This is a genomic window from Xanthomonas sp. NCPPB 3761 (assembly GCF_041475705.2).
Taxonomy (GTDB): Bacteria; Pseudomonadota; Gammaproteobacteria; order Xanthomonadales; family Xanthomonadaceae; genus Xanthomonas; species Xanthomonas phaseoli.
Genome location: NZ_CM191262.1, coordinates 1,363,236 through 1,384,212, shown reverse-complemented (window position 1 = coordinate 1,384,212; position 20,977 = coordinate 1,363,236). Strand labels below are relative to the sequence as shown.

The window sequence follows — 20,977 nt, the reverse complement described above, 5'->3', positions numbered from 1 at the left end:
GGTGCTCACCTGGCGTTGAAGCATGCCTGCCGCCTTACCAAGTCCTGCATGCGCAGCGACCGATCCACGCAACGACATGCGCCACCGCCAGCGATCACGACGCCTCACCGGCTGGCAAGGGTTCGCCTTGGGCATCGTAGGCGGGCGGGTGATAGAAATTGACCGTCTTCAGCGGTGTATTCCCCGTATTGCGGATCGCGTGGGTTTCACCGCGCTCGATGGCGATCAGGCTACCGGCCTGCAGTGCATGGGTCTGCCCCTCGATCACTGCCTCGCCGGTGCCGTCCACCACGTACAGCCATTGATCGGCACCACGGTGGCGATTGCCAGGCCCGCCTTCGCCCTGCCCCGGTGCAATCACCATTTCGGCCGCTTGCACCTGGCGCACAGAAAACAGCACCTTGAATGCGTCGGTCAATGTCAGTTGTGCAATCTGCATAAGCCACTCCTCAGGGTTGAGGCGATGCTGAGGCCACGCACGTCAACATGCTGGCAACATGCTCAGCGGCTGCGGCAATACCAAACCCAAATGTGTTCGGGCAGATGTTGCTGCATGGGAAAATCCAATGCGCGATAGCCATCGAGTACATCGCGCAGCGCACGTTGTGCTGGCGTAGGACCGACCAGGCCATCCAGTTCGTCCGCACTCAACTGCACCGCGGCCCAGTCGTAGAGCCGATCGATACGCTGGGCCATCGCCGCTTGCAGCCAATCGCGCAACACGAACACGCGATACCCGCCCTGCTGCAGTTGCGCGACTGCACCTTGCAATGCATCGCCCACGCCCCGAAACCATTCGGTATGCCCACCGGCCACTGCGCGGATCGCCATCGGTGCCGGTGCGTTGTGCGCAAGCAGCGGGCGCCGCAGTTGCAGTTCGAGATCGCGCGCATCGCGTTCGCGTTCGGTTTCCACCAGCAGCCCGTGCTCCAGATCGAAAAAATCGAACCAGCGCGAATGCAGGCTACCGATGCGCCCCAGCGGATCACGCGAAAAACCGATCTTGCAATGGTCTTCCCACTGGCAGGGGAACACATAGGTGAAGCAACGTCCGTCGATGGCCACCGGCGTGCTGCCATGTGCGCGCACGCTCATCGGCGACCTGCATGCGCTTGGGTCGGCTGCGCCGTGTGCGCCTCCTCCGGCGCCGGTTCCCAGCCGAACACGCTGCGCCCGCCATAGCGATGCGAATCGCGACGTTCCTGCGCGATGTAGTTTTCCACCGTCGGCCCTTGTGCACTGGCTTCGAGCCGACGCGCCTGTGCATCCAGCCGCGCAATCGCCTGCAAGCGTTCGTCGTTGCCTAGCTTGGCCTGCTGCATCGCCTGCTTGAGTACGCCGATGGTGTGGTCGAGCACGCGTGTGGGCACCGGGAACGGTTGCCGGTCCTTGCCGCCATGCGCAAGCGAAAAGCGCGCCGGGTCGCTGAAACGGCATGGCGTGCCATGCATCACCTCGGCCACCATCGCCAGCGAGCGCAACGTGCGCGCCCCCACGCCGGGCACCTGCAGCAACGCGGTGAAATCGCGCGGCCCGGCTTCGGCGGCGGCGGCCAGGCTGGCGTGCAGCCGTCGTGTGATCACGTTTTCGCTGCGCACATCATGATGATCGGGCATGCACAGATGCGGTTGTTGTGCAGGGTCCCAGGCGTGGCCGGCGAATAGATCGCCGGTGAGCGGACCTTGCGCCGCAAGCGCCGCGCCAGGCGCCTCCACATCCGCAATCCGTTGCCATTGGCGGGCCAGCCGGTCCGGCGCTGTGCTGCGCAGCAGCTCCAACTGCGCATCGCGCGAGGCCGCGGCGCGGTGGTCGGCGAGATTGACGATATTGCCTTGATGCGCGCCATCGATGGCTGCATGCGGCGCATCCACAAAGCTGCTCAGTCCTTCGGAGAGCCAGTGATACCGGCGCGCCTGCTTGCGCTGCCCGTGCATGCCTTGTTGCACCACCACCCAGCGGCCATCGTCGCTGACGATGAAGCCATGCAGGTACAGATCGAAGCCGTCCTGCACGGCAGCGCTGTCCACCTTGGCGACCAGGCGGCTGGCCTGTGCCAACGCGGCGCCGTCCAGCCCGACCGCATCGCCCACTGCCAACAATTCGGACGGCGTGGCGCGCGAATGCCGGCCGCGCCCGCCACACACATGAATGCCCAGTTCGCCGGCCAGCGGCGTCAACCCGCGCTTGAGTGCGCCGATCACGCTGGTGGTAATGCCGGAGGAGTGCCAGTCCATGCCCATGACCGCACCGAACGACTGAAACCAGAACGGGTGCGCAAGCCGCCGCAACAATTCATCGCGCCCATAGCTGTGCACGATCGCCTCGCACATCACTGCGCCAAGCCGTGTCATCCGCTCACCCAACCACCGCGGAACGCGACCTCCATGCAAAGGAAGATCCGCACTGCCACCACGCCGGCTCATTGCTGCCACCTCGTCTTCATGCCGCCAGGATAACGGCGGCACGTCGCAACAGCTGGGACACCGCCGCATTGACGCGCGCGGGAAGCTGACGAATTCAGCGCAGCATGTGGCACTCCACGCGATGCCCGCCTGCGCACGCGCGCCATGCAGGCGCGAGCGTGTAGCGGTCACGACGCCGCTCCTGAATGCGCGTACGCCGCGCCGCATCGGTGCCAATCGCAGTCATGGTCACTTTGCGTTGACCACAGCGCCGTCAAGGTGGTGGTCCTTCTCCTCAGCCATCGCCACGGGGTTCGCATGACTGCCACACCCGCCACTGCCCATGACACGGCGCCGGCCACTGCCACCACCAGTGCGCCGACCTACCCAGTCAACCTGCGCATCAACGGTCAGCCGTATCACTTGCAGCTCGAAGCCTGGGTGAGCCTGCTCGACCTGCTGCGCGATCGCCTCGACCTCACCGGCACCAAGAAAGGTTGCGACCATGGCCAATGCGGCGCTTGTACGGTGCTGGTCGATGGCCGCCGCATCAACAGTTGCCTGACCCTAGCCGTCATGCAGGACGGTGCCGACATCACCACCGTCGAAGGGCTGGACGATGGCGATGCACTGCATCCGCTGCAACGCGCCTTCATCGCCAACGACGCGTTTCAGTGCGGTTACTGCACTCCTGGGCAGCTGTGCTCGGCCGTGGGCTTGATCAACGAAGGCAAGGCGCACGACCGCGACCAGGTGCGTGAACTGATGAGCGGCAATCTCTGCCGTTGCGGTGCCTATCCGCAGATCACCGATGCCGTGATGGAGGTGCTGGGCATGCCCAGCGACAGCAGCGACAGCGCGGCCACGCCGTGGACGCCCGGGACGGTGCCGGCATGATTCCGCTCACCTACGCACGCCCGGACACCGTCGATGCCGCACTTGGCGCCATTGCAGTGCGCAGCGGCGACACGCAGCCGGTGCCCTCCCAGGCACCGGTGCGCTTCATCGCCGGCGGCACCAATCTCACCGACCTGATGAAACTGCAGCTGATGCGCCCCAGCAGCCTGGTCGACATCAATCGGCTGCCGCTGGACAGCATCAGCGCCCAGCCCGATGGCGGTCTGCGCCTGGGTGCGTTGGCGCGCAATGCCGACACCGCATATCACCCGGAGGTCGAAACGCGTTACCCCTTGTTGAGCGCGGCGATTCTGGCCGGCGCTTCGCCGCAGATTCGCAACATGGCCAGCAATGGCGGCAACCTGCTGCAGCGCACGCGCTGCATGTATTTCTACGACCATGCCACCCCTTGCAACAAACGCGACCCGGGCACCGGCTGTTCGGCCATTGGCGGGCTGACCAAATACAACGCCATTCTCGGCGCCAGCGCGCACTGCATCGCCACGCATCCATCGGATATGTGCGTGGCCTTGGCTGCGCTGGATGCCGTGGTGCATGTGCAGGGCGCCCGGGGAGAGCGCGACATTGCGTTCGCGCAGTTCCACCGCCTGCCTGGCGATCGCCCGGAACTGGATAGCACCTTGGCGCCGGACGAATTGATCGTGCATATCGATCTGCCCGATGCGCAGCGCTTCGTTGCGCACAGCGCCTACCTCAAGATCCGCGAGCGCCTTTCGTATGCGTTCGCGCTGGTCTCGGTAGCGGCCGCGTTGGATCTGGACGAAGACGGCAGCATCCGCGACGTGCGTGTGGCACTGGGCGGCGTGGCGCACAAACCCTGGCGCAATGCCGATGCAGAAGCACAGCTGGTCGGCCAGCCGGCCAATGCCGACACCTTCGGCCGCCTGGCGGACACGCTGCTGCAAGGTGCGCAACCGCAAGGCGAAAACGCCTTCAAGCTGCCGCTGGCACGCCGCGCCATCGTGCGCGCATTGAGCGTTGCGCGCGAGGGCACCATCGACAACCGCGGGCGCACCAGTGCGCTGGAGGAATCGCCATGAACGCACGCAGCACCGACCTGTCCGACAGCGAGCTGACCCCGCCGGTTGCCGACAGCGGTACAGGCTATCGCCCCACCGGCACCGGCGTCACGCGCATCGACGGACGCGCAAAAGTCACCGGACAGGCACGTTATGCCGCCGAATGGCCGGTGCCGGATCTGGCCTATGGGGTGGTGGTCAACAGCAGCATTGCCAAGGGTGAGATCGTTGCCTTCCATCTGGATGCAGCACGCGCAGTCCCCGGCGTGCTGGAGATCGTCACCCACAAAAACCGCCCGCATATGCGCGGCATGGACCTGTTCTACAAGGACATGACGGCGCCGGCCGGTTCGCCGTTCCGTCCGTTGTACGACAACAAGATCTTGTACAGCGGCCAGCCCATCGCGCTGGTGGTTGCCGAGACCTTCGAAGCGGCGCGCCATGCGGCGCATCTGGTGGAAGTGGAGTTGCTGCAGGATCCACACGACACCAACCTGATGACCAACCTGGACCGTGCGCACACGCCCAAGCCGTTGAAGGCCGGTTTTTCGCCGCCGCCCAAAGACAAGGGCGATCCGCAGAGCGCATTCGACAATGCCGCGTGCCAGGTACAGGCCGACTACTACAGCGGCGTTGAGCACCACAACCCGATGGAGTTGTTCGCTTCCACCGTCATCCGCGACGCCGACGGCCACTTCACCATTTACGACAAAACCCAGGGGTCGCAGAACAGCCGTTGGTATGTGTCGCACGTGTTTGGGCTCAGCAAGCGCAAGGTGACCGTGCGCAACCCGTACGTGGGCGGCGCGTTCGGCTCCGGGCTGCGCCCGCAGTATCAACTGCCGCTGGCGGTGATGGCGTCGATCCTGCTGGATCGATCGGTCCGTGTGGTGCTGACACGGCAACAGATGTTCACCTTCGGCCACCGCCCGGAAACGCTGCAGCGGCTCAAGCTCGGCGCAGACCGCGACGGCACCCTACGTTCGGTCTGGCATGAAGCCATCGCCGAAACCTCGCGCATCGAAGACTACGTGGAGGTGGTGGTCAACTGGAGCGGGCAATTGTATGCCTGCGACAACGTGCACCTGGGCTACAAGCTGGTGAGTCTGGACCAATACAGCCCGATCGACATGCGGGCGCCCGGCGCCGCGCATGGTGTGCATGCGCTGGAAGTGGCGATGGACGAGTTGGCCTATGAGGTCGGCATCGATCCGTTGGCACTGCGCCTGAAGAACTACGCCGAGGTCAACCCGGCCGACGACAAGCCCTACTCCACCAAGGCGCTGCGCCAGTGTTACGAGCAAGGGGCAGAGCGGTTCGGTTGGGCGCAACGTCCCTTGCAACCGCGCGCACGCAAGGAAGGCAGCGAGTGGGTGGGCTGGGGCATGGCCACCGGGCAATGGGACGCGATGCAGATGTTCGCGCGCGCCCATGCGGCACTGCATGCCGACGGCAGTTTGGTGGTCAGCAGTGCGGCCAGCGATATCGGCACCGGCACCTACACGGTGATGGCGATGATCGCTGCCGAAGCCTTGGGTCTGCCGCTGGAACAGGTGACGTTTCAACTTGGCGATTCCACCTTGCCGGTTGCGCCGATCGAAGGCGGCTCCTCGCACGTCACGACGGTGGGCTCGGCAGTGGATGGCGTGTGCGCGAAGTTGCGCCGGCGCCTGTTGCGCCTGGCACAGGCCCTGCCGGAGTCGCGCTTTGCCAAGGCCAGACCTGACGATGTGTTCTTTGCCGACGGCAAGCTGGCATTGCGGGCCGATGCCAGCAGCGCCATCGCCTTGAGCGACCTGCTGCGCACTGCCGGGCTGGAGCAGATCGAAGATAAATTCCTCCTGCTGCCGAACGTACTCAAGCAACGCAAATACACCCGTGCCACGCACGGCGCCGTGTTTGTGGAGGTCCGGGTGGACGAAGAACTGGGCACGGTACGGGTCACCCGCGTGGTCAGCGCCGTTGCCGCCGGGCGCATCCTCAATCCGATCACCGCACGCAGCCAGATCGTGGGTGGCGTGGTCTGGGGCATTGGCCAGGCGCTGCACGAGCACACCCAATCGGACCATCGCTTCGGCCGCTTCATGAATCACGACCTGGCGCTGTATCACGTTTCCGCCAACGCCGACATCCACGACATCGACGTGATCTTCGCGAACGAAGACGACCGCGTCGTGAGCAGCCTGGGTGCGAAAGGTGTCGGCGAAATCGGTTTGGTTGGCGTTTCGGCGGCGATCTGCAACGCCATCTTCCACGCCACCGGCAAGCGCATCCGCAGCACACCGATGACACCGGACAAGGTGATGGCGGACTGACCTGCGTGGCACGTTGCGCCTGTATGAATGCATGGCGCAGCGATAAGACGGGTTACGAAAACGCAGCCACGTTGCCGCTGCTCTCATGGGTCACGACGATGGGCCCAATGCATTCGGTGCACTGGGCCCATCGTGTTATCGGAGCGGTGCAGCGTCGAGTGTGAGCGGTGCAGTACATGCCAGTCGCCGCATCAGCGTCGCGCGGACTTCTTCTTGCCTGATGTCTCGCTAGCACCTATGCGCACCGTGACCACAGCTATGGTGATCTGGCAGGCAACAGCCGCCTCAAGACCAACTCGTTGTTGGCCGACGCTTTCAGGTCGGTTGGTCGCAAGCGCAGGATTTGGTCGAATCGTCGGCCGACATTCCGCGGCCCCTGCACACATGCAGGCGCAACAGCTGCACCAGGGTGTCTTCCAGCTGCAGGTAAAGCGCATCCAATGCTTCGGGCGCATGCGCGCCGCAATTGCTGACCAGTGCCGTTTTCCGAATCGACCACCGCCGCTACGGCTTCCACCACCCGTGTATCGAACTGATGCCGTAGTTCGGTCTGCAGGTCCTTTGTGTTGCGCACGCGGTTTCGGCCACTTATCAGGTCTGTTGCGCGACCAGTGGCGAAGAACGCCACCGAATGACAAACCTCGGCCTGCCGCAGGCCGCGGAGCGCTGCACCTGCGCCCACCCGCTATCCGAGCGCTGCAGACCCCAGGTAGCAGCCGGGCGCCGTGCCGACCTGGCGCTGCTGGCGCCCGGTGAGCCGCTGAGCTAATCCGGCCACACCGCCGACCTTGGAGCGGGAGCTGTTCGATATGTGGGTGACACGGCCGCCCGACGCTACCGGTTGTGTCGGCCAGTTTTGAACAGCTGCGCTGATGCACACTGCGATGACCAGCGTGCTGCGCAGGCCATCGGTACGGTCTATCTATATAATCGCTACGTCGCGATCATCCTCGGCTACACGCGCCTGGTTGACGCTCCAACCCGCAGCGCCCCGCCGCCGGTCTCGCGCCCTCCTGTCATGCAGCGCGCCCGCGCATCGCGCGTACGCCTGCGCGGTCAGGACGGCATTCAAGCGTGCCCGGCGCATCAGGCTCATTGCTCATCGGCCAGGGTGATGTCATCGCCGGCATCGGCCGCTGGCGCGGCATCGTCGCCGAAGGGTGCGCCCAACATCGCCAGCATGGCAGCCCGCGCCTTTTCACCGAGGTCGTGCGCACGTGTCATGGTTTGCCGTGCTGCACGTGTCTGTGCATCGATGTCGCCTAATGCATCTGATTCTTCAGCCAGCCTGGCGCGCACGCCGTGCGCTAACGACATCAGCGCAACGATGCGATCGCGTGTCTCTGCCGATTGCTGCTGGACCCTGCTCAGTTTCGTTTGCGCCTCTTCGAGTACCCGCACTGCCTCATCCTCGCTGGCGGTGTCGTTCGCCAACGCATCGGTGCTCGTGGCATGCATGCGCAATACCCGCAGCGCTTGGCGTCGGATGTCGGCATCGCGCTCGGCATGTTCGATAGACTGACGCTCTAGCTCAGACACGCGCTGCAGATCCGCCAGACGCTGCAACAGGTCGTTCAACCTGTCGTCCAGGTCCTGCAGTTGCGCCTCTTGCGCGTCATACGCCTCTGCAGTCTGGCGCAGAAGGTAGTCGATCGCTGCAATCAGTGACGACTCACTTTGTGCAGCCTGCCGCAGTAATTCGAACGCATGCTGAGCTACCGCAATCTCCTCCATTGCGCTGCGCCCGGCCATCAGGTGATTTAGGCGACCGTGCGCCTGGTCAAGCGCATGCTCGGCCTGTGTCACCACCTCCCTGCAGGCGTGCAACGACGCAAGCGCTTGGCGCAAGCTCCACGGCGCGATCGCCGCTTCGGTGATGTCCTGGCCTGTTGGCGCAAGTCTGGCCAACAAGCGGTCGATGCGTTCGCCTGCCTTGGCCTGTGCGAGCCCCACTGCCTCCATCAGCGCAGCGCAGTTGCGGCGCTGCGCATCAACTCCAAGCGTTTGTTCTTCCAGGCGTGCCAATTCGCGCGTCAACGCGCGTAGATGAGGACCCTCCGGCGGCGTGCCCGTCTGCAGATGCCGTTCAAATGCAAGCTCGCGCGCCTCCTGTAACCCTGGGCGCTCGGCCCGCGGGGAGACCCTGCCCGGTTGCGGCACTTGCGCACGCTGAGGTTGCCCAAGCGCCTGCACGCCGGCCTGCTGCAGACGGTCCAGGGGGCGGCGCAGCGCACGCGCACCGGCTTCGAGGACTTCCGCCCCTTCGATGCGGTCGTACAACCCGTAACGGAACTGAATCTCCGCCTCGAACAACTGGTGCGAGGCGACCGCCGTCGACACCACATTGAGCAGCGGCAGACCGACACGACTGGTGACCGGATTTTCGTCGGTATTGTGAACGGCGATGGCCGCAAGCCGGTACAGATCCGGCGATTGCTGCGCGGCAACCAGAACGTCCTGCCAGGACATCCCGTCGCTGGACACCGGCAATCCCAGTGCAGCTGCTGACTGCGCATGCTGCCTGGCGGCTAGGGCGTCGTTGATCGCCACCATCGCCTGCGGCCGCATCTCAAACACGAAACGAACCTGATTGACATACGGGATGTCCTTGAATCTGCGCAACGCCCCATCCAGCCCGGGAATCTTGCGTCGTATCTCGGCAACGTCGCGCATCTTCTCGCCCAGCGCGCAGTGGCCGATGGCATGACTGATTACCGCGTCGAGCGATTCGCGTCCGAACATGTTGATCTCTACGCGGGCGCCGGGAATCACGCGCGCCCGCTGCTGGATGGCTGCAGCGTCCTCCTGCCGCAGCTGATGCAGCATGTCGACCACTGCCGCGCGCTCGGCCGCCGTACCGCCTTTCCACAGCGATGCCGCCGCGGCACTAGTCGCTTGCGCGGCGAGCGTCCGCTGTCGCGCCAGGGCTGCTCCGCCGAGTGCCGCGCCAGCTTCGATGGCCAGCGCGTCGGGACCCTGGATACGTTCGAGCGCCTTGCGCAGCACGACACTGCGCTCTTCCGGCGTGGACGGATACTCCATCGCGCTCAGTTCGGCGCTGCTTTCTGGAAAAACGGCCGTGAGCCGTGCGCGCAACGTGTCCCATCGATGCCGCGTCACCGGCTGCGCGGCATTCGTATCCAGGGTGCGCTTGTAGCTGGCAGTGCCCAATAACGGGCCGGTGCGCGTATCGTCCAGTATTGCGTTGGTTGGCAACTGCACGTCGCTAGACGCCACTCGCACACCGGCCAGCTGCAGCGTGCCGGCACCGGTGACGGCATTGACCAGCCGTTTGAAATTGCGTCCAAGTACCGAAGTCAATGTGCCACCTGAATTGATGCCGGCATTGACCTCGGCATTAATGCCGATGCGACCCTGGAATTCCAGGCCGATGATGTCTTGCCAGGCGTGGTCCAGATGCAATTCCATCTGGCTCCATTGCACCCCGATCTGCGCCGTCATGCCGACCGGCACCGACACCGTAATCGCGCTGCGCGGACTGCCGGTGGCTGCGCCCTGTGCGGTGGGCTGTTTCGCGCCGAAGGGATGCCTGACTGCCAGGGGATTCACAGCCAGGTTGACGTTGAGCGACGCGTTGATGTTGGTTTCAAACAGATCCAGGCCGATCGCCCCATCATTCACACCTGCACGTAACAGGCAGGTGGTATCGCCGGCGTACCGGTCGAACAACAGTCTGGCAAATTCGGGGATGGTGTCCGGCGACAGGATGACTGCCGCGCCCACGCCATGTTGATAGGTCCCCCCCACGCCTAGATTGGCCGCGCCGCCCCAGGTTGCAGACACTGTTTGCCCCGGGGCGTCCACATACACATGTCCGCCGGTCCCCGGGCCCGGTTCAAGATCAATGCTCAGGCCTGCGGTTGCGGACGCGGTCGCTTTTGCGTGGCGCACGAAGAAGGCCACCAAGCCCGCGTCGCCGTCCTTCGAATCGCCGATGCGCTCGACGCCCAGCGCGTGGATGGCCTCCCCTCCCATACCGACATTGATCGGATTTACATGCATCCATTGCACCGACCCCAGCGAGCCGCGCAGCTCGGCCGAGCGCACCCGAGTCGAGAAGAAGGTGCTGCGATTGAACAGGTCCTGCAGCACATCGATCATGCGCGATGCCATTTCATCTGGGGCGCTCCCCTGCGGCAGACCAAGACTCTTGAGCAGCTGCAGCTGGCGGGCGCTGCCGGGAGTAGTGACCTCTTGCCGAAAGGTCGACACCACGTCATCGAATGCCTCCAGTTCGCGCCAGGACGACAGCCCCAGCTTGGCCAGCGCATGCAACCCGGACTGCTGCCGCCTGGCGTCGGCTGCCTCCAGCGCCTGCGCGTCGTGAACGCCCAGCAGCGCGTCGTACTCAACCAAGCCTGCGAGCAGGCAGGCGCTGCGCAGCGCATTGGGCGCATCGGCTGCGTTGGCGGCTTGCTCCTTCTGGGCCGGCAAAGCGACCTTGGCGGTCTTGAGTCGATGGACGACCTCACGCAACTCGGCAAGCAGCGCATGCTCGATGTCGCTCAGTGCCTGCGGATGTAGCGCTGCGCCACCGGCCAGCGCAGCGATGCAACGGTCAAATGAGGGCATCAGGTCATCATCCTTCTGCACCACAGCGCGAGTGACCGCAGAACGCGCCCGCCGCCAAAGTTCGGCGACGCGATAGCTGGGAGTCGAACTTGTCCGCTGGATGGAGGCCCCGTCCGCCATGGAAAAATCAGCGGCCAGCGCGCCATCGCGGAATCCGATCTTGCGCAGATCGCGCAACAGCCCGGTCAAGGCCGTTTCGCGCAAGGCGACCAGGCGCGCATTCTGTTCAGCCGAAAGCCCATCAACCGGTTGGCGCTCAGACGCCGCAGCGGCAATACGCACCTCGGCCAGGACAGGCAAACTCTCGAACAGTTCCAGCGCAAGCGACTGGGCCTGCATCGCCTCCTGGCGGACGCCGGCAAGTCGCTGTTGCTGCGGTGTGGGTGGCTGTGTCACGCCGGTCCATCCGGCCAGCGTGCGCACAGCACCTCCGACTATGTCTGTCATCACTTGCGCGAACGCGGTGGCCTGAGCGCGACCACTCTCGACCAGGACCTGCACATTCGAGCTCAAACTTAACGGATCGGTGGACGTGGTGCCCAGCAAGGTCGTGCTGATCGCCGCGTCGTGGTCGGGCGTACTGATCCGACTTGCCTGCTGCTGGTTTATGTGGGCATTGGTACCGGACTGGGTACTGGCAGCGGCGACTTCCTCGAGTGACGGAGACGCGGCAACGCGTGCCGCCAGGAGGGTGCCATCTGCAGCCGTCATTGCTGGCAACACGGCGTGCCAGCGCGCGCCCAACTGCACCTGGAGTCGCCCGGTACGCGTACTGCGCAGCCCACGCGGTGGCGGCAGCGTCTTTGGCAAGGTGATCTGCACCGCATCCCACTGCCCGTGTTCTGCAAGCCGGTATAGCTGCACAGGCCCTTGGTGAGGGTGGTCTAACGCATACAGCACATCGTCCAACCCGACCGCGATTGCCAGCGGGCGTTGCAGCGGGGGGATGCTGCCGCGGTTGCCTTCCGCATCCACCTTGAGCAACGTTCCCGACGCCGTCATCACTACCGCGCTGCGATCTGCATGCACTGCCGCCTGGACAAGCTCTTCGTCGAAATGGGCGATTGGCTTGCAGCGCACCTCCACTACATCCGGCACCACGATGAGCGGCCCACCGGAAGGCGTGGTGGGCACAGCATCGGCCGCCAGCCAGGTGGTCCGCCCGGGAAGCGTGATGTCGACCAGTTGCGGCGGCGAAGCCAGCAACGCAAACACTGGCCGACGGTCGACGAAGCCACGCGCTCCGGTATGCAACGAGACAACGCCGGTGAGTGGAGCGCCATCGGCAAGCTTTAGCCGCTCCCATGGCTGGTCTGGCGCGGGCGAGTAGTGCAGCACCCCGTCCAAATGCCCCAGCCGGGCATGTCCATCCAGCACCACCGGCGACTGTATCGCCTCATCGGCGGGCAGCTGCAGCCCTTCGCTGCGCATCAGCAGAAGCGGACGGTCGAGCATGAACGCCGGCTGGAATCTCGCTTGTCCTGCCGGCCGTTGCAACGCGATGCGGTGCCCGGTTCTGTCTTCCAGCACAAGATGCACACCGTTGTCGGTGGCAAGCCCGATGGACGTGACCGCCCATCCCTGTGAGCGCTCCAGCCGATCCGGCAAGGTCAGGCGCCGTGCAGCGATCGGCCCGGTTCCGCGCAGATCCGCCTCATACACGCGCCCCTTGTCATCGAGCATCAACGCGGTGCCGGCGTCAGGATGCGGCAGCGGCAGCACATCGACCGGCACCGCAGGCGTCGGCTCGAAGGCTGGGCCGCCAGGCACCGGACGCAACAACTCCACCATCCGGTCGGGCATATCCTCATCGCAACGCCGGAACAGGCCATCATGCAGCAGGCATGGCCTGCCATCGGCATCGAAACGAAGCACGGCGCCGTCCGGTAGATCGTCGACGCTGACGGATATCTGCTCACTGCCGGCGCGCCAGCAGTGAGCACCCGCCTGCAGATACACAGCGCCATCGGCCTGCAGGCCGAGCATGCGGATATCGGCAGCTGCACCGCACGCGGCGGGCAGCGGAACCGGTACCCAGCGCCCACGCGCATCGGCGCGATGCAGCTGGTTAGCACGACAGGTGAAACACTGACCATCGGTCGCCTGCCAGATACCGGTCAGCAGACCAATCGGCGGCTCGGCAAGCTGGCTGGCGATCTGGTCGGCGGTCGGCGCCGTGCCGGTGCGGCGTTCGACGTCCGGATGCACGGTCAACCCTGCGATCAGTAAACCTGGCGTTGTGGTGAAGAACGCCTCGTTGCGTGGCATCCGCGGATCCTTGGGATCGGCCACATAGCGCAGCAGACGTCCACCGCCGCCTAGCGCCGATTCGCTCTGGATCGCCGGCCGACGCGCAAGACAAGCGTCAATTATGCGAGCGACCTCGCGATCCGACGCGGAGGCGCCGTCGAGCTGCACGCTGGCACGTCGGCCGTGCTGCGACGGGGAACTGCGCAGGCGGACCGCGGTGGTTGAGGTGCTGGATGCGCGTCGCCTTACCGGCAAGGCGCCCGGCGCATGCGCCGGAGACTCAGGGAAAGGCGGCCGCGGTGAGACTGTGGTCGGCACCGACGTGTCTACCGAATCTGGTGCCGGCAGCGACCGAGACGCACTTGAGGAAGCGATGGAGTGTGATGTGGTCATCGAACTATCCAAAAAAATGGGATGCTCGGCGCGACGTCTGCAGGGCGACGCCTCACACGGCGTGAAGTACCGCAGATGTGCATTCCCGATCAAGACAGGCCCACGGATGCCTGACAGTGCGCGGAGCATGCGTAGGCAATCCATTCGGCTTGATCGGAAACACTCGATGGGCGCGGGCAACGCCCAGGCCCTCACTTGGCGCACCGACGCATTGCCAGTTCAGGCCAGACGGCGAGCCCGCCAGAAAAGCGAGCTCACGCGGGCGCTGGCAAACTCAGGGTGTGCACGCAATTGAACACGCTCACGCCCCGAGCGTGACGCTGTTGCCTTGCTGTGATTAAGCGCATATCGTCCTCCCTCCCAGAAGAAATGACATCCGTCAGAATGTATCGCTGCGGACACGTCGGGCATTCAACGTCCCGCTGCTCACCCCCTAAAGTAGTGCGCTGAGCATCGCGCGGAATGTCGAATGCGAAGCGCCGCGCGCGATGGCGAAACGTGGCGCACTGAAATTCCGACCGTATCGATCAGTTGCGACGTGCGTCGCCTAAACGATCAACGGCGCAAGAAATGCAGCTGTTCGGCTCTTGACATATTGAGCTACCGCAGCCGGCGTGCCTGCGACAACCACGTTGCCGCCAGCGTCACCCGCGCCCGGCCCCATCTCCAGCACCCAGTCGCTGCTGGCGGCCACGCGCATATCGTGTTCGACCACGATCACCGTGTTGCCTGCGTCGACCAGCCCTTGCAGTTGGCCCATCAAGGTATCCACGTCGGACGGATGCAGGCCGGTGGTCGGCTCGTCCAGCACGTAGACGGTGTCGCGTCGCTGCGCGCGTTGCAGCTCGGTCGCCAGCTTGATGCGCTGCGCTTCGCCACCGGATAGCTCGGTGGCCGGCTGACCAAGACGCAGATAGCCCAGCCCCACTTCGCGCAACACCTGCAACGGGCGCAGCACGCTGGCATCGTCGGCGAAGAAAACGGCTGCCTGATCCACCGTCATTTCCAGCACCTGCGCGATGTTGCGACCGCGTAGCGCAATCTCCAACGTCTTGGCGTTATAGCGTGCGCCGTGGCAGGTGGGGCACGGTGCATAGACGCTGGGCATGAACAGCAATTCCACGTACACCGAGCCTTCGCCCTCGCAGGTGGCACAGCGGCCCTTGGCGACGTTGAAGGAGAATTGCCCCGGGTCGTAACGGCGCCGGCGTGCGGCCGGCGTGGCCGCAAACAGCTTGCGCGCCGGGTCGAACAGGCCGGTGTAGGTGGCCAGATTGGAGCGCGGGGTGCGGCCGATGGGCTTTTGATCCACGCGCACCAGCCGGCGCACCTGATCCAATCCGGCGACAATCGCGCCGCCCAACGGCACCTGCGTGCCGCGCTCCAGCGGATCCAAGGCGTCTTCGTCCTCTGCCTGCGACTGCCCCAGATGGGCGGCCAGCAGTTCTACCAGCGCCTGACTCACCAACGACGATTTGCCCGAGCCGGACACACCGGTGACGGTGGTGAAGACACCCAACGGCAGGTCCACATCCAGCGCGCGGACGTTGTTGCGGGTGATGCCGCGCAGCTGCAGCCAAGCGCTTGCCACGCGCGCCTGGCGATGCACCTGCGGCGGTGCGCCGAACAGATAGCGCCGCGTGGACGAGGCCTGCACCTGCTCCAATCCTGCGGGCGGGCCGCTGTAGAGCACCTGCCCGCCCTGCACGCCGGCTGCCGGGCCGACATCCACGATCCAGTCTGCATGGCGGATCACGTCCACTTCGTGTTCGACCACGAAGACCGAGTTTCCGGCCGCCTTGAGTTGATCCAACGCACTCAGCAGCGCCTGCGCATCGGCGGGATGCAAGCCGGCCGATGGTTCGTCCATCACGTACACCACGCCGAACAACTGCGAGCGGATCTGCGTGGCCAGCCGCAGCCGTTGCAACTCGCCCGGCGACAAGGTGGGCGTGCTGCGCTCCAGGCTGAGATAGCCCAGACCCAGCGCCTGTACGACGGCAATGCGCGCGCGCAGATCCGCGGCGATGCGTTGCGCGGCGATCACCTGTTCCGGATGCTGGCGCGCCCCCTTGCGCGTACTGTTGGAGGGCGTGGCTTCGGCGGCGGGGCGCAGCAGCTCGGCCACCTCGTCCAGCGGGCGCCGCGACAGCTCCCCGATATCCAGCCCGGCAAAGGTGACCGACAAGGCCTCGCGGCGCAGGCGCTTGCCGTCGCACTGCGGGCATTGCGTGCTGAGCAAATACTGCGCCACGCGCTTTTTCATCTGCGCGCTTTGCGTGGTGGCGAAGGTGTGCAGCACATAACGCCGCGCACTGGTGAAGGTGCCCATGTAGCTGGGCTCTTCCTTGCGCTTGAGTGCGCGCTTGACCTCGGCCAAGTTGTAACCGGCATAGACCGGCACCACCGGCTGTTCGTCGCTAAACAGGATCCAGTCGCGGGTCTTCTTCGGCAGCGTGTGCCATGGCACATCCACGTCATGGCCCAGCGTGGTGAGGATGTCGCGTTGGTTCTGCCCATGCCATGCGCCCGGCCAGGCGGCGACCGCGCGCTCGCGAATGCTCAGGCTTCGGTCCGGCACCATGGTCGCTTCGGTGGCGTCATAGATGCGCCCCAGGCCGTGGCAGGTGGGGCATGCCCCCGCGGGCGTGTTCGGCGAAAAACCGTCGGCGTAGATGATCTCCTGCCCCGGCGGATATTGGCCGGCACGCGAATACAGCATGCGCAACGAGTTGGAGATGGTGGTGACGCTGCCCACCGACGAGCGTGCGCTGGGCGCGCCGCGCGCCTGCTGCAACGCCACTGCCGGTGGCAGGCCATCGATGGAATCCACGTCCGGCACGCCTACCTGGTCGATCAGGCGCCGCGCATACGGCGAGATCGAATCCAGATAGCGCCGCTGCGCCTCTGCAAAGATGGTGCCGAACGCCAACGACGACTTGCCCGATCCGGAAACGCCGGTGAACACCACCAGTGCATCGCGGGGGATGTCCACATCTACGTTCTTGAGGTTGTGCTCGCGCGCGCCGCGCACGCGCACCAGGCCAGTGGAAGACGTCGCGTTTGACATGACTACCGAAACCAGAGATCGACAAGACGCCAGCCTAGCGTGCGCGGCATGCAGCCGGTGTCAGCGATGCTGATCGAGCGCAGGCAACACCTCAGGTGCCAGGCGCTGCAGATGGCATGCAGGGGCCAACCAGGCGCGGGGCGCATTCGTCAGATGGATGTAGACAGCGCGTAGCAGTCACATCTTGTGTGGTCGCTACCGCCGCCTGGCGTCGGTTGCTCGTGCCTGAGGCGCGTACCGCCGTCTCCTTGCGGCGCTCAACCTAGCGCATGCGCCGGGGACACCTGCGCGCCGGTGTCGGCCAGGGCATGCATGCGCCTCACCGCGCCGCTGAACAGCCGCGCGGTGGCGGCATTGCGCGTCCGGAAGACCTCTTCCAGCGCGGCGTAATACCACAGGGTGCCTTCGCGCCCGGCGGTAAACACATTGAAGATGTCCTGACCGACGGCAGGATTTTCCAGGTCCTGCACGATGCTGCGCGCGTTATAGAGCTTGTCGCAGCCGGACACCAGCAGCGCGCGCTCGGGCGTCTTGCGCAGGTGCGCAAGATAGGCCTGCTTGCGCTCGCGCCAATCGCGTTTGCGTGCGCGCTCACTGTTGTCCACCTCGGCCTTGTCTTCGGCAGTGGCATCGGTGCACGCCATCACGATGTCGGCCACCGCATCGCCGAACTGCGCGCGGATCGAGGCCTCGTGCCCGCCGCCGCAGTCTTCCACCACATCGTGCAGCAGGCCGGCGATGGCCTGTTCCTCATCGCCCCCGCATTCCAGCACCAGCGTCGAGACGCCCAGCAAATGACTCAGGTAGGGCACCTGCGTGCCCTTGCGCACCTGCCCGGCGTGCGCGATACGCGCGTAGTCCACGGCCAGGGCATAGCGTTCGGTGAGAGCGGTCATGGGGCATCCGATGCGAGCGATGCGCCTAGTATCGCCGAGCCCGACTGCCGACAGGTGAGGACACCGCCATGAGTGATTCAGGCTCAATGCTGCGCGATCGCGGCCGATAGGTCTAGGCTGCACCTACGCCGTTCGATGACCCAACGCCATGACCATGCTTCCTGTCTGCAACGCCTGCCGCGACGGCCAGGACTTCCCCACCGCGATCACCATGGCCTTCCAGCCGATCGTGGACGTGTCCACCCGCAGCATCTACGCAGGCGAGGCGCTGGTGCGCGGCATCAACGGCGAGTCGGCCGGCAGCATCCTGGCCGCAGTGGATGAGCGCAATCGCTACGCATTCGACCAGGCCTGCCGTATCAAGGCCATCGAATGCGCTGCGCAGATTGGCCTGCCGGCGCTGCTGTCGATCAACTTCATGCCCAACGCGGTCTATAACCCCGAGCATTGCCTGCGCGCCACGCTATCGGCCACCGCGCAACACGGTTGGCCGCTCGACGCCATCATCTTCGAGGTCAGCGAGCAGGAACATCTCACCGATCCGGCGCATCTGCTCGGCATCCTGCACACCTATCATGCGCGTGGCATGAAGACCGCCATCGACGACTTCGGCGCCGGCTACGCCGGGCTGGGCCTGCTGGCCGAGTTCCAGCCGGATCTGCTCAAGCTGGACATCGCCCTGGTCCGCGGGATCGACACCGACCGCAGCCGCCAGGCCATCGTGCGCCATGTCACCCGCATGTGCGACGAACTCGGCATCGCCGTCATCGCCGAGGGCATCGAACAACCCGACGAATACCGCACCCTGCGCGACCTGGGCATCCACCTGCAGCAAGGCTATCTGTTCGCCAGACCGCAGATCGGAGAACTACCGAAGGTGCATTGGCCGCAGTGAGCGTGCGGGTGCGCACGAACGACGCAAATCTGGCGCGCCAACCAACAAGCGCAACACGCAGGCGCAAGCGCACAACGTCCCAACCAGCGGCAATCGAACGTGCGGAAACCGCTCTTACGATTCCCCAATCCCGATTCCCGATTCCCAGCGCCGCCTCGCAAGCCAGCAGCGACCGCCGAACGCCACGCGGCGCCGCTCACACATACCGCGGAATCGGCCCCAGCTGCGGCGTCTGATCCGGCAGTTCCACTTCCACCTCGTCCGCATAGCACCAGCCCCAGCCTTCCGGCGGGTCATAGCCTTCGATGATGGGATGACCGGTGGCATGGTGATGCGCGGTGGCGTGGCGATTGGGCGAGTCGTCGCAACACCCGACATGGCCGCAGCTGCGGCACAGGCGCAGATGCACCCAGACGCTGTCGATGGCCAGGCATTCTTCGCAGCCGCGCGCACTGGGCGTGACCTGATTGATTTGATCGGTATGGCGGCAGTACTGGCTCATGCGCTGGTCGACTCCTGGGTGGCGCTGGCAAGTTCGGAGACCGGCACCGGGTTGGCCTGATGTGCGAGGTACTGGTGGATCTGCGCGACCACGGCGGCGCCCTCGCCCACCGCGGCGGCCACGCGCTTGACCGAGCCCGCACGCACGTCACCGATGGCGAACACGCCCGGGCGATTGGTTTCCAGCGGCAGGCACGCCGGCACGCCGTCGCCACGCGCGGTGCCGGTCATGACAAAGCCGCGCTTGTCGGTGTCCACGCAATCCTGCAGCCAACCGGTGTTGGGATCTGCGCCGACGAACAGGAACAGGTGCCGCAACTCCACGCGGGTGGTTGCATCGTCCTTGCGCGTGCGCAACACCGCAGCCTGCAGGCCGCGCTCGGGGTCGCCCTCCAGCGCGGCCACTTCAGTACCGGTGTGCAGCTGCACGTTCGGCAACGCGGCGATGCGTTCGATGAGGTATTGCGACATCGAGCTTTCCAGCCCATCGCCGCGAATGATCAGGTGCAGTTCCTTGACCCGCGGCGCCAGGAACGCCACCGCCTGTCCTGCAGAATTGCCGCCGCCCACCAGCGCCACCACGCAGCCCTCGCACAGGCGCGCCTCCACCGGCGAGGCCCAGTACGAGACACCGTGGCCTTCGAAGCGATCCAGCCCCTCGATCTCCGGGCGCCGGTAGCGCGCACCCGAGGCGATCACCACCGTGCTGGCCAGCACTTGTTTGCCATCGGCCAGATCCAGCTTCAGCGCGCCATCGTCGCGGCCGCATTCCAGCGTGGCCGCCTCGATCGGAATCGCCAGTTCCGCGCCGAATTTCAGCGCCTGGTTGTAGGCGCGCCCGGCCAGCGCCTGCCCGGAAATGCCGGTGGGAAAGCCGAGATAGTTTTCGATGCGCGCCGACGCACCGGCCTGCCCGCCGATGGCGCGCTGGTCCAGCACCAGCACCGACAAACCTTCGGATGCGGCATACACCGCCGTCGCCAGGCCGGCAGGGCCGGCGCCCACAATCGCCACGTCATAGCGTTTGTCCGGGTCGATGTCCGGCGTCATGCCCAGGCAATGCGCGGCTTCGGCATCGCTGGGCTGGCGCAACACCCGCCCGCTGGGGCACACCATCACCGGCAGATCGTGTTCCTGGATGCCCAGGCGCTCCACCAACGCGCGGCCGTCGTCGTCGGAGACATCCATCACCGTGTTGGGGTAGCCGTTGCGGGTCAAAAAGCCCTGCAGACGGGTCAGATGCGGATCGTCCGGCTCGCCGATCAACACCGAACCGGACGCATCGCCCTCGATCAGCCCGACGCGGCGCAGGATCAACGCACGCATCACCACTTCGCCCACTTCGGCCGAACTGATCATCAGCGCGCGCAGATGCGCGGTATCGAAGGGCAGCGCCAGGCAGCCGTCCGGCCCGGCACGTCCGGCCGCCAGCGACGCGCGCCCGGCCAGCTGACTCACCTCGCCGGTGAACTGGCCGGGCGTGTGCCGGGTGATCGGCTTTTCGTTGCCCAGTCCGTCGCGGCGCACCACTTCGATGGCGCCCTCCAGCACCACCCACACCGGCGCGTGGGCATCGCCGACCTCGAACACGGGATCGCCCGCGCCGAACCGCTGCACCGGCCCGCTGGCAAAGCGCCGGGTGATCGACAGCTGGCCCGCGTCCAGCTCGGGAAACATCTGATGGTGGCGGGTCTGGTCCAAAGACATGGAGGGGCGACGCGGCTA

General features: G+C 65.5%; 12 protein-coding genes. 4 read left to right on the top strand and 8 right to left on the bottom strand.

Features of this window, described 5'->3' with window-relative positions; all coding sequences use genetic code 11:
• Positions 1-94 precede the first annotated feature (94 nt).
• The 3 genes from ACCQ00_RS06080 to ACCQ00_RS06070 all read right to left on the bottom strand — a co-directional run bounded on the left by ACCQ00_RS06080 (position 95) and on the right by ACCQ00_RS06070 (position 2,423).
• Positions 95-439 carry a cupin domain-containing protein gene (locus ACCQ00_RS06080; RefSeq protein ID WP_017157901.1) on the bottom strand — a complete coding sequence of 115 codons (345 nt, stop codon included), beginning with the start codon at positions 437-439 and terminating at the stop codon, positions 95-97.
• Between the two features lie 62 nt (positions 440-501).
• Positions 502-1,095 (bottom strand): GIY-YIG nuclease family protein, encoded by a 594-nt coding sequence (locus ACCQ00_RS06075; protein WP_039573008.1) that lies wholly within the window; start codon positions 1,093-1,095, stop codon positions 502-504.
• Positions 1,092-2,423 (bottom strand): DUF763 domain-containing protein, encoded by a 1,332-nt coding sequence (locus tag ACCQ00_RS06070; protein WP_039573011.1) that lies wholly within the window; start codon positions 2,421-2,423, stop codon positions 1,092-1,094. The genes ACCQ00_RS06075 and ACCQ00_RS06070 overlap by 4 nt, the downstream gene beginning before the upstream one ends.
• A 297-nt stretch (positions 2,424-2,720) precedes the next feature.
• Here ACCQ00_RS06070 and ACCQ00_RS06065 point away from each other — a divergent pair, with 297 nt between their 5' ends.
• From ACCQ00_RS06065 to ACCQ00_RS06055, 3 genes are read left to right on the top strand one after another with little or no spacing between them, the layout of a single operon-like run.
• Positions 2,721-3,299, top strand: a complete 579-nt coding sequence (locus tag ACCQ00_RS06065) for a (2Fe-2S)-binding protein (protein WP_039573015.1) — start codon at positions 2,721-2,723, stop codon at positions 3,297-3,299.
• Complete coding sequence (locus tag ACCQ00_RS06060; protein WP_039573017.1) at positions 3,272-4,360, top strand: FAD binding domain-containing protein; 1,089 nt, start codon at positions 3,272-3,274, stop codon at positions 4,358-4,360. The genes ACCQ00_RS06065 and ACCQ00_RS06060 overlap by 28 nt, the downstream gene beginning before the upstream one ends.
• A complete protein-coding gene (locus ACCQ00_RS06055) occupies positions 4,357-6,654 on the top strand; it encodes a xanthine dehydrogenase family protein molybdopterin-binding subunit (RefSeq protein ID WP_039573019.1) in 2,298 nt (765 codons plus the stop codon). Before ACCQ00_RS06060 ends, ACCQ00_RS06055 begins: the two co-directional genes overlap by 4 nt.
• 1,092 nt (positions 6,655-7,746) lie before the next feature.
• On the opposite strand, the gene ACCQ00_RS06050 is transcribed toward ACCQ00_RS06055, so the two are convergent.
• From ACCQ00_RS06050 to ACCQ00_RS06040, 3 genes are all read right to left on the bottom strand, one after another.
• Positions 7,747-13,752, bottom strand: coding sequence for a transducer protein car (locus ACCQ00_RS06050; RefSeq protein WP_372354140.1), 6,006 nt, complete (start codon positions 13,750-13,752; stop codon positions 7,747-7,749).
• 685 nt (positions 13,753-14,437) lie between these two features.
• The gene (locus ACCQ00_RS06045) at positions 14,438-16,960 is read right to left on the bottom strand and encodes an excinuclease ABC subunit UvrA (protein ID WP_039573025.1); all 2,523 of its coding nucleotides are present in this window, start codon (positions 16,958-16,960) and stop codon (positions 14,438-14,440) included.
• A gap of 257 nt (positions 16,961-17,217) precedes the next feature.
• Positions 17,218-17,856 (bottom strand): HD domain-containing protein, encoded by a 639-nt coding sequence (locus ACCQ00_RS06040; protein ID WP_017157909.1) that lies wholly within the window; start codon positions 17,854-17,856, stop codon positions 17,218-17,220.
• 148 nt (positions 17,857-18,004) lie between these two features.
• Here ACCQ00_RS06040 and ACCQ00_RS06035 point away from each other — a divergent pair, with 148 nt between their 5' ends.
• The gene (locus tag ACCQ00_RS06035) at positions 18,005-18,751 is read left to right on the top strand and encodes an EAL domain-containing protein (protein WP_039573074.1); all 747 of its coding nucleotides are present in this window, start codon (positions 18,005-18,007) and stop codon (positions 18,749-18,751) included.
• Between the two features lie 196 nt (positions 18,752-18,947).
• Here the strand turns inward: ACCQ00_RS06035 and ACCQ00_RS06030 are convergent, their stop codons facing one another.
• Together ACCQ00_RS06030 and ACCQ00_RS06025 are read right to left on the bottom strand one after the other, a co-directional pair.
• Positions 18,948-19,253 (bottom strand): UBP-type zinc finger domain-containing protein, encoded by a 306-nt coding sequence (locus ACCQ00_RS06030; protein ID WP_039573026.1) that lies wholly within the window; start codon positions 19,251-19,253, stop codon positions 18,948-18,950.
• A complete protein-coding gene (locus tag ACCQ00_RS06025) occupies positions 19,250-20,959 on the bottom strand; it encodes an FAD-dependent oxidoreductase (RefSeq protein ID WP_372354085.1) in 1,710 nt (569 codons plus the stop codon). The genes ACCQ00_RS06030 and ACCQ00_RS06025 overlap by 4 nt, the downstream gene beginning before the upstream one ends.
• Between the last annotated feature and the right edge of the window lie 18 nt (positions 20,960-20,977).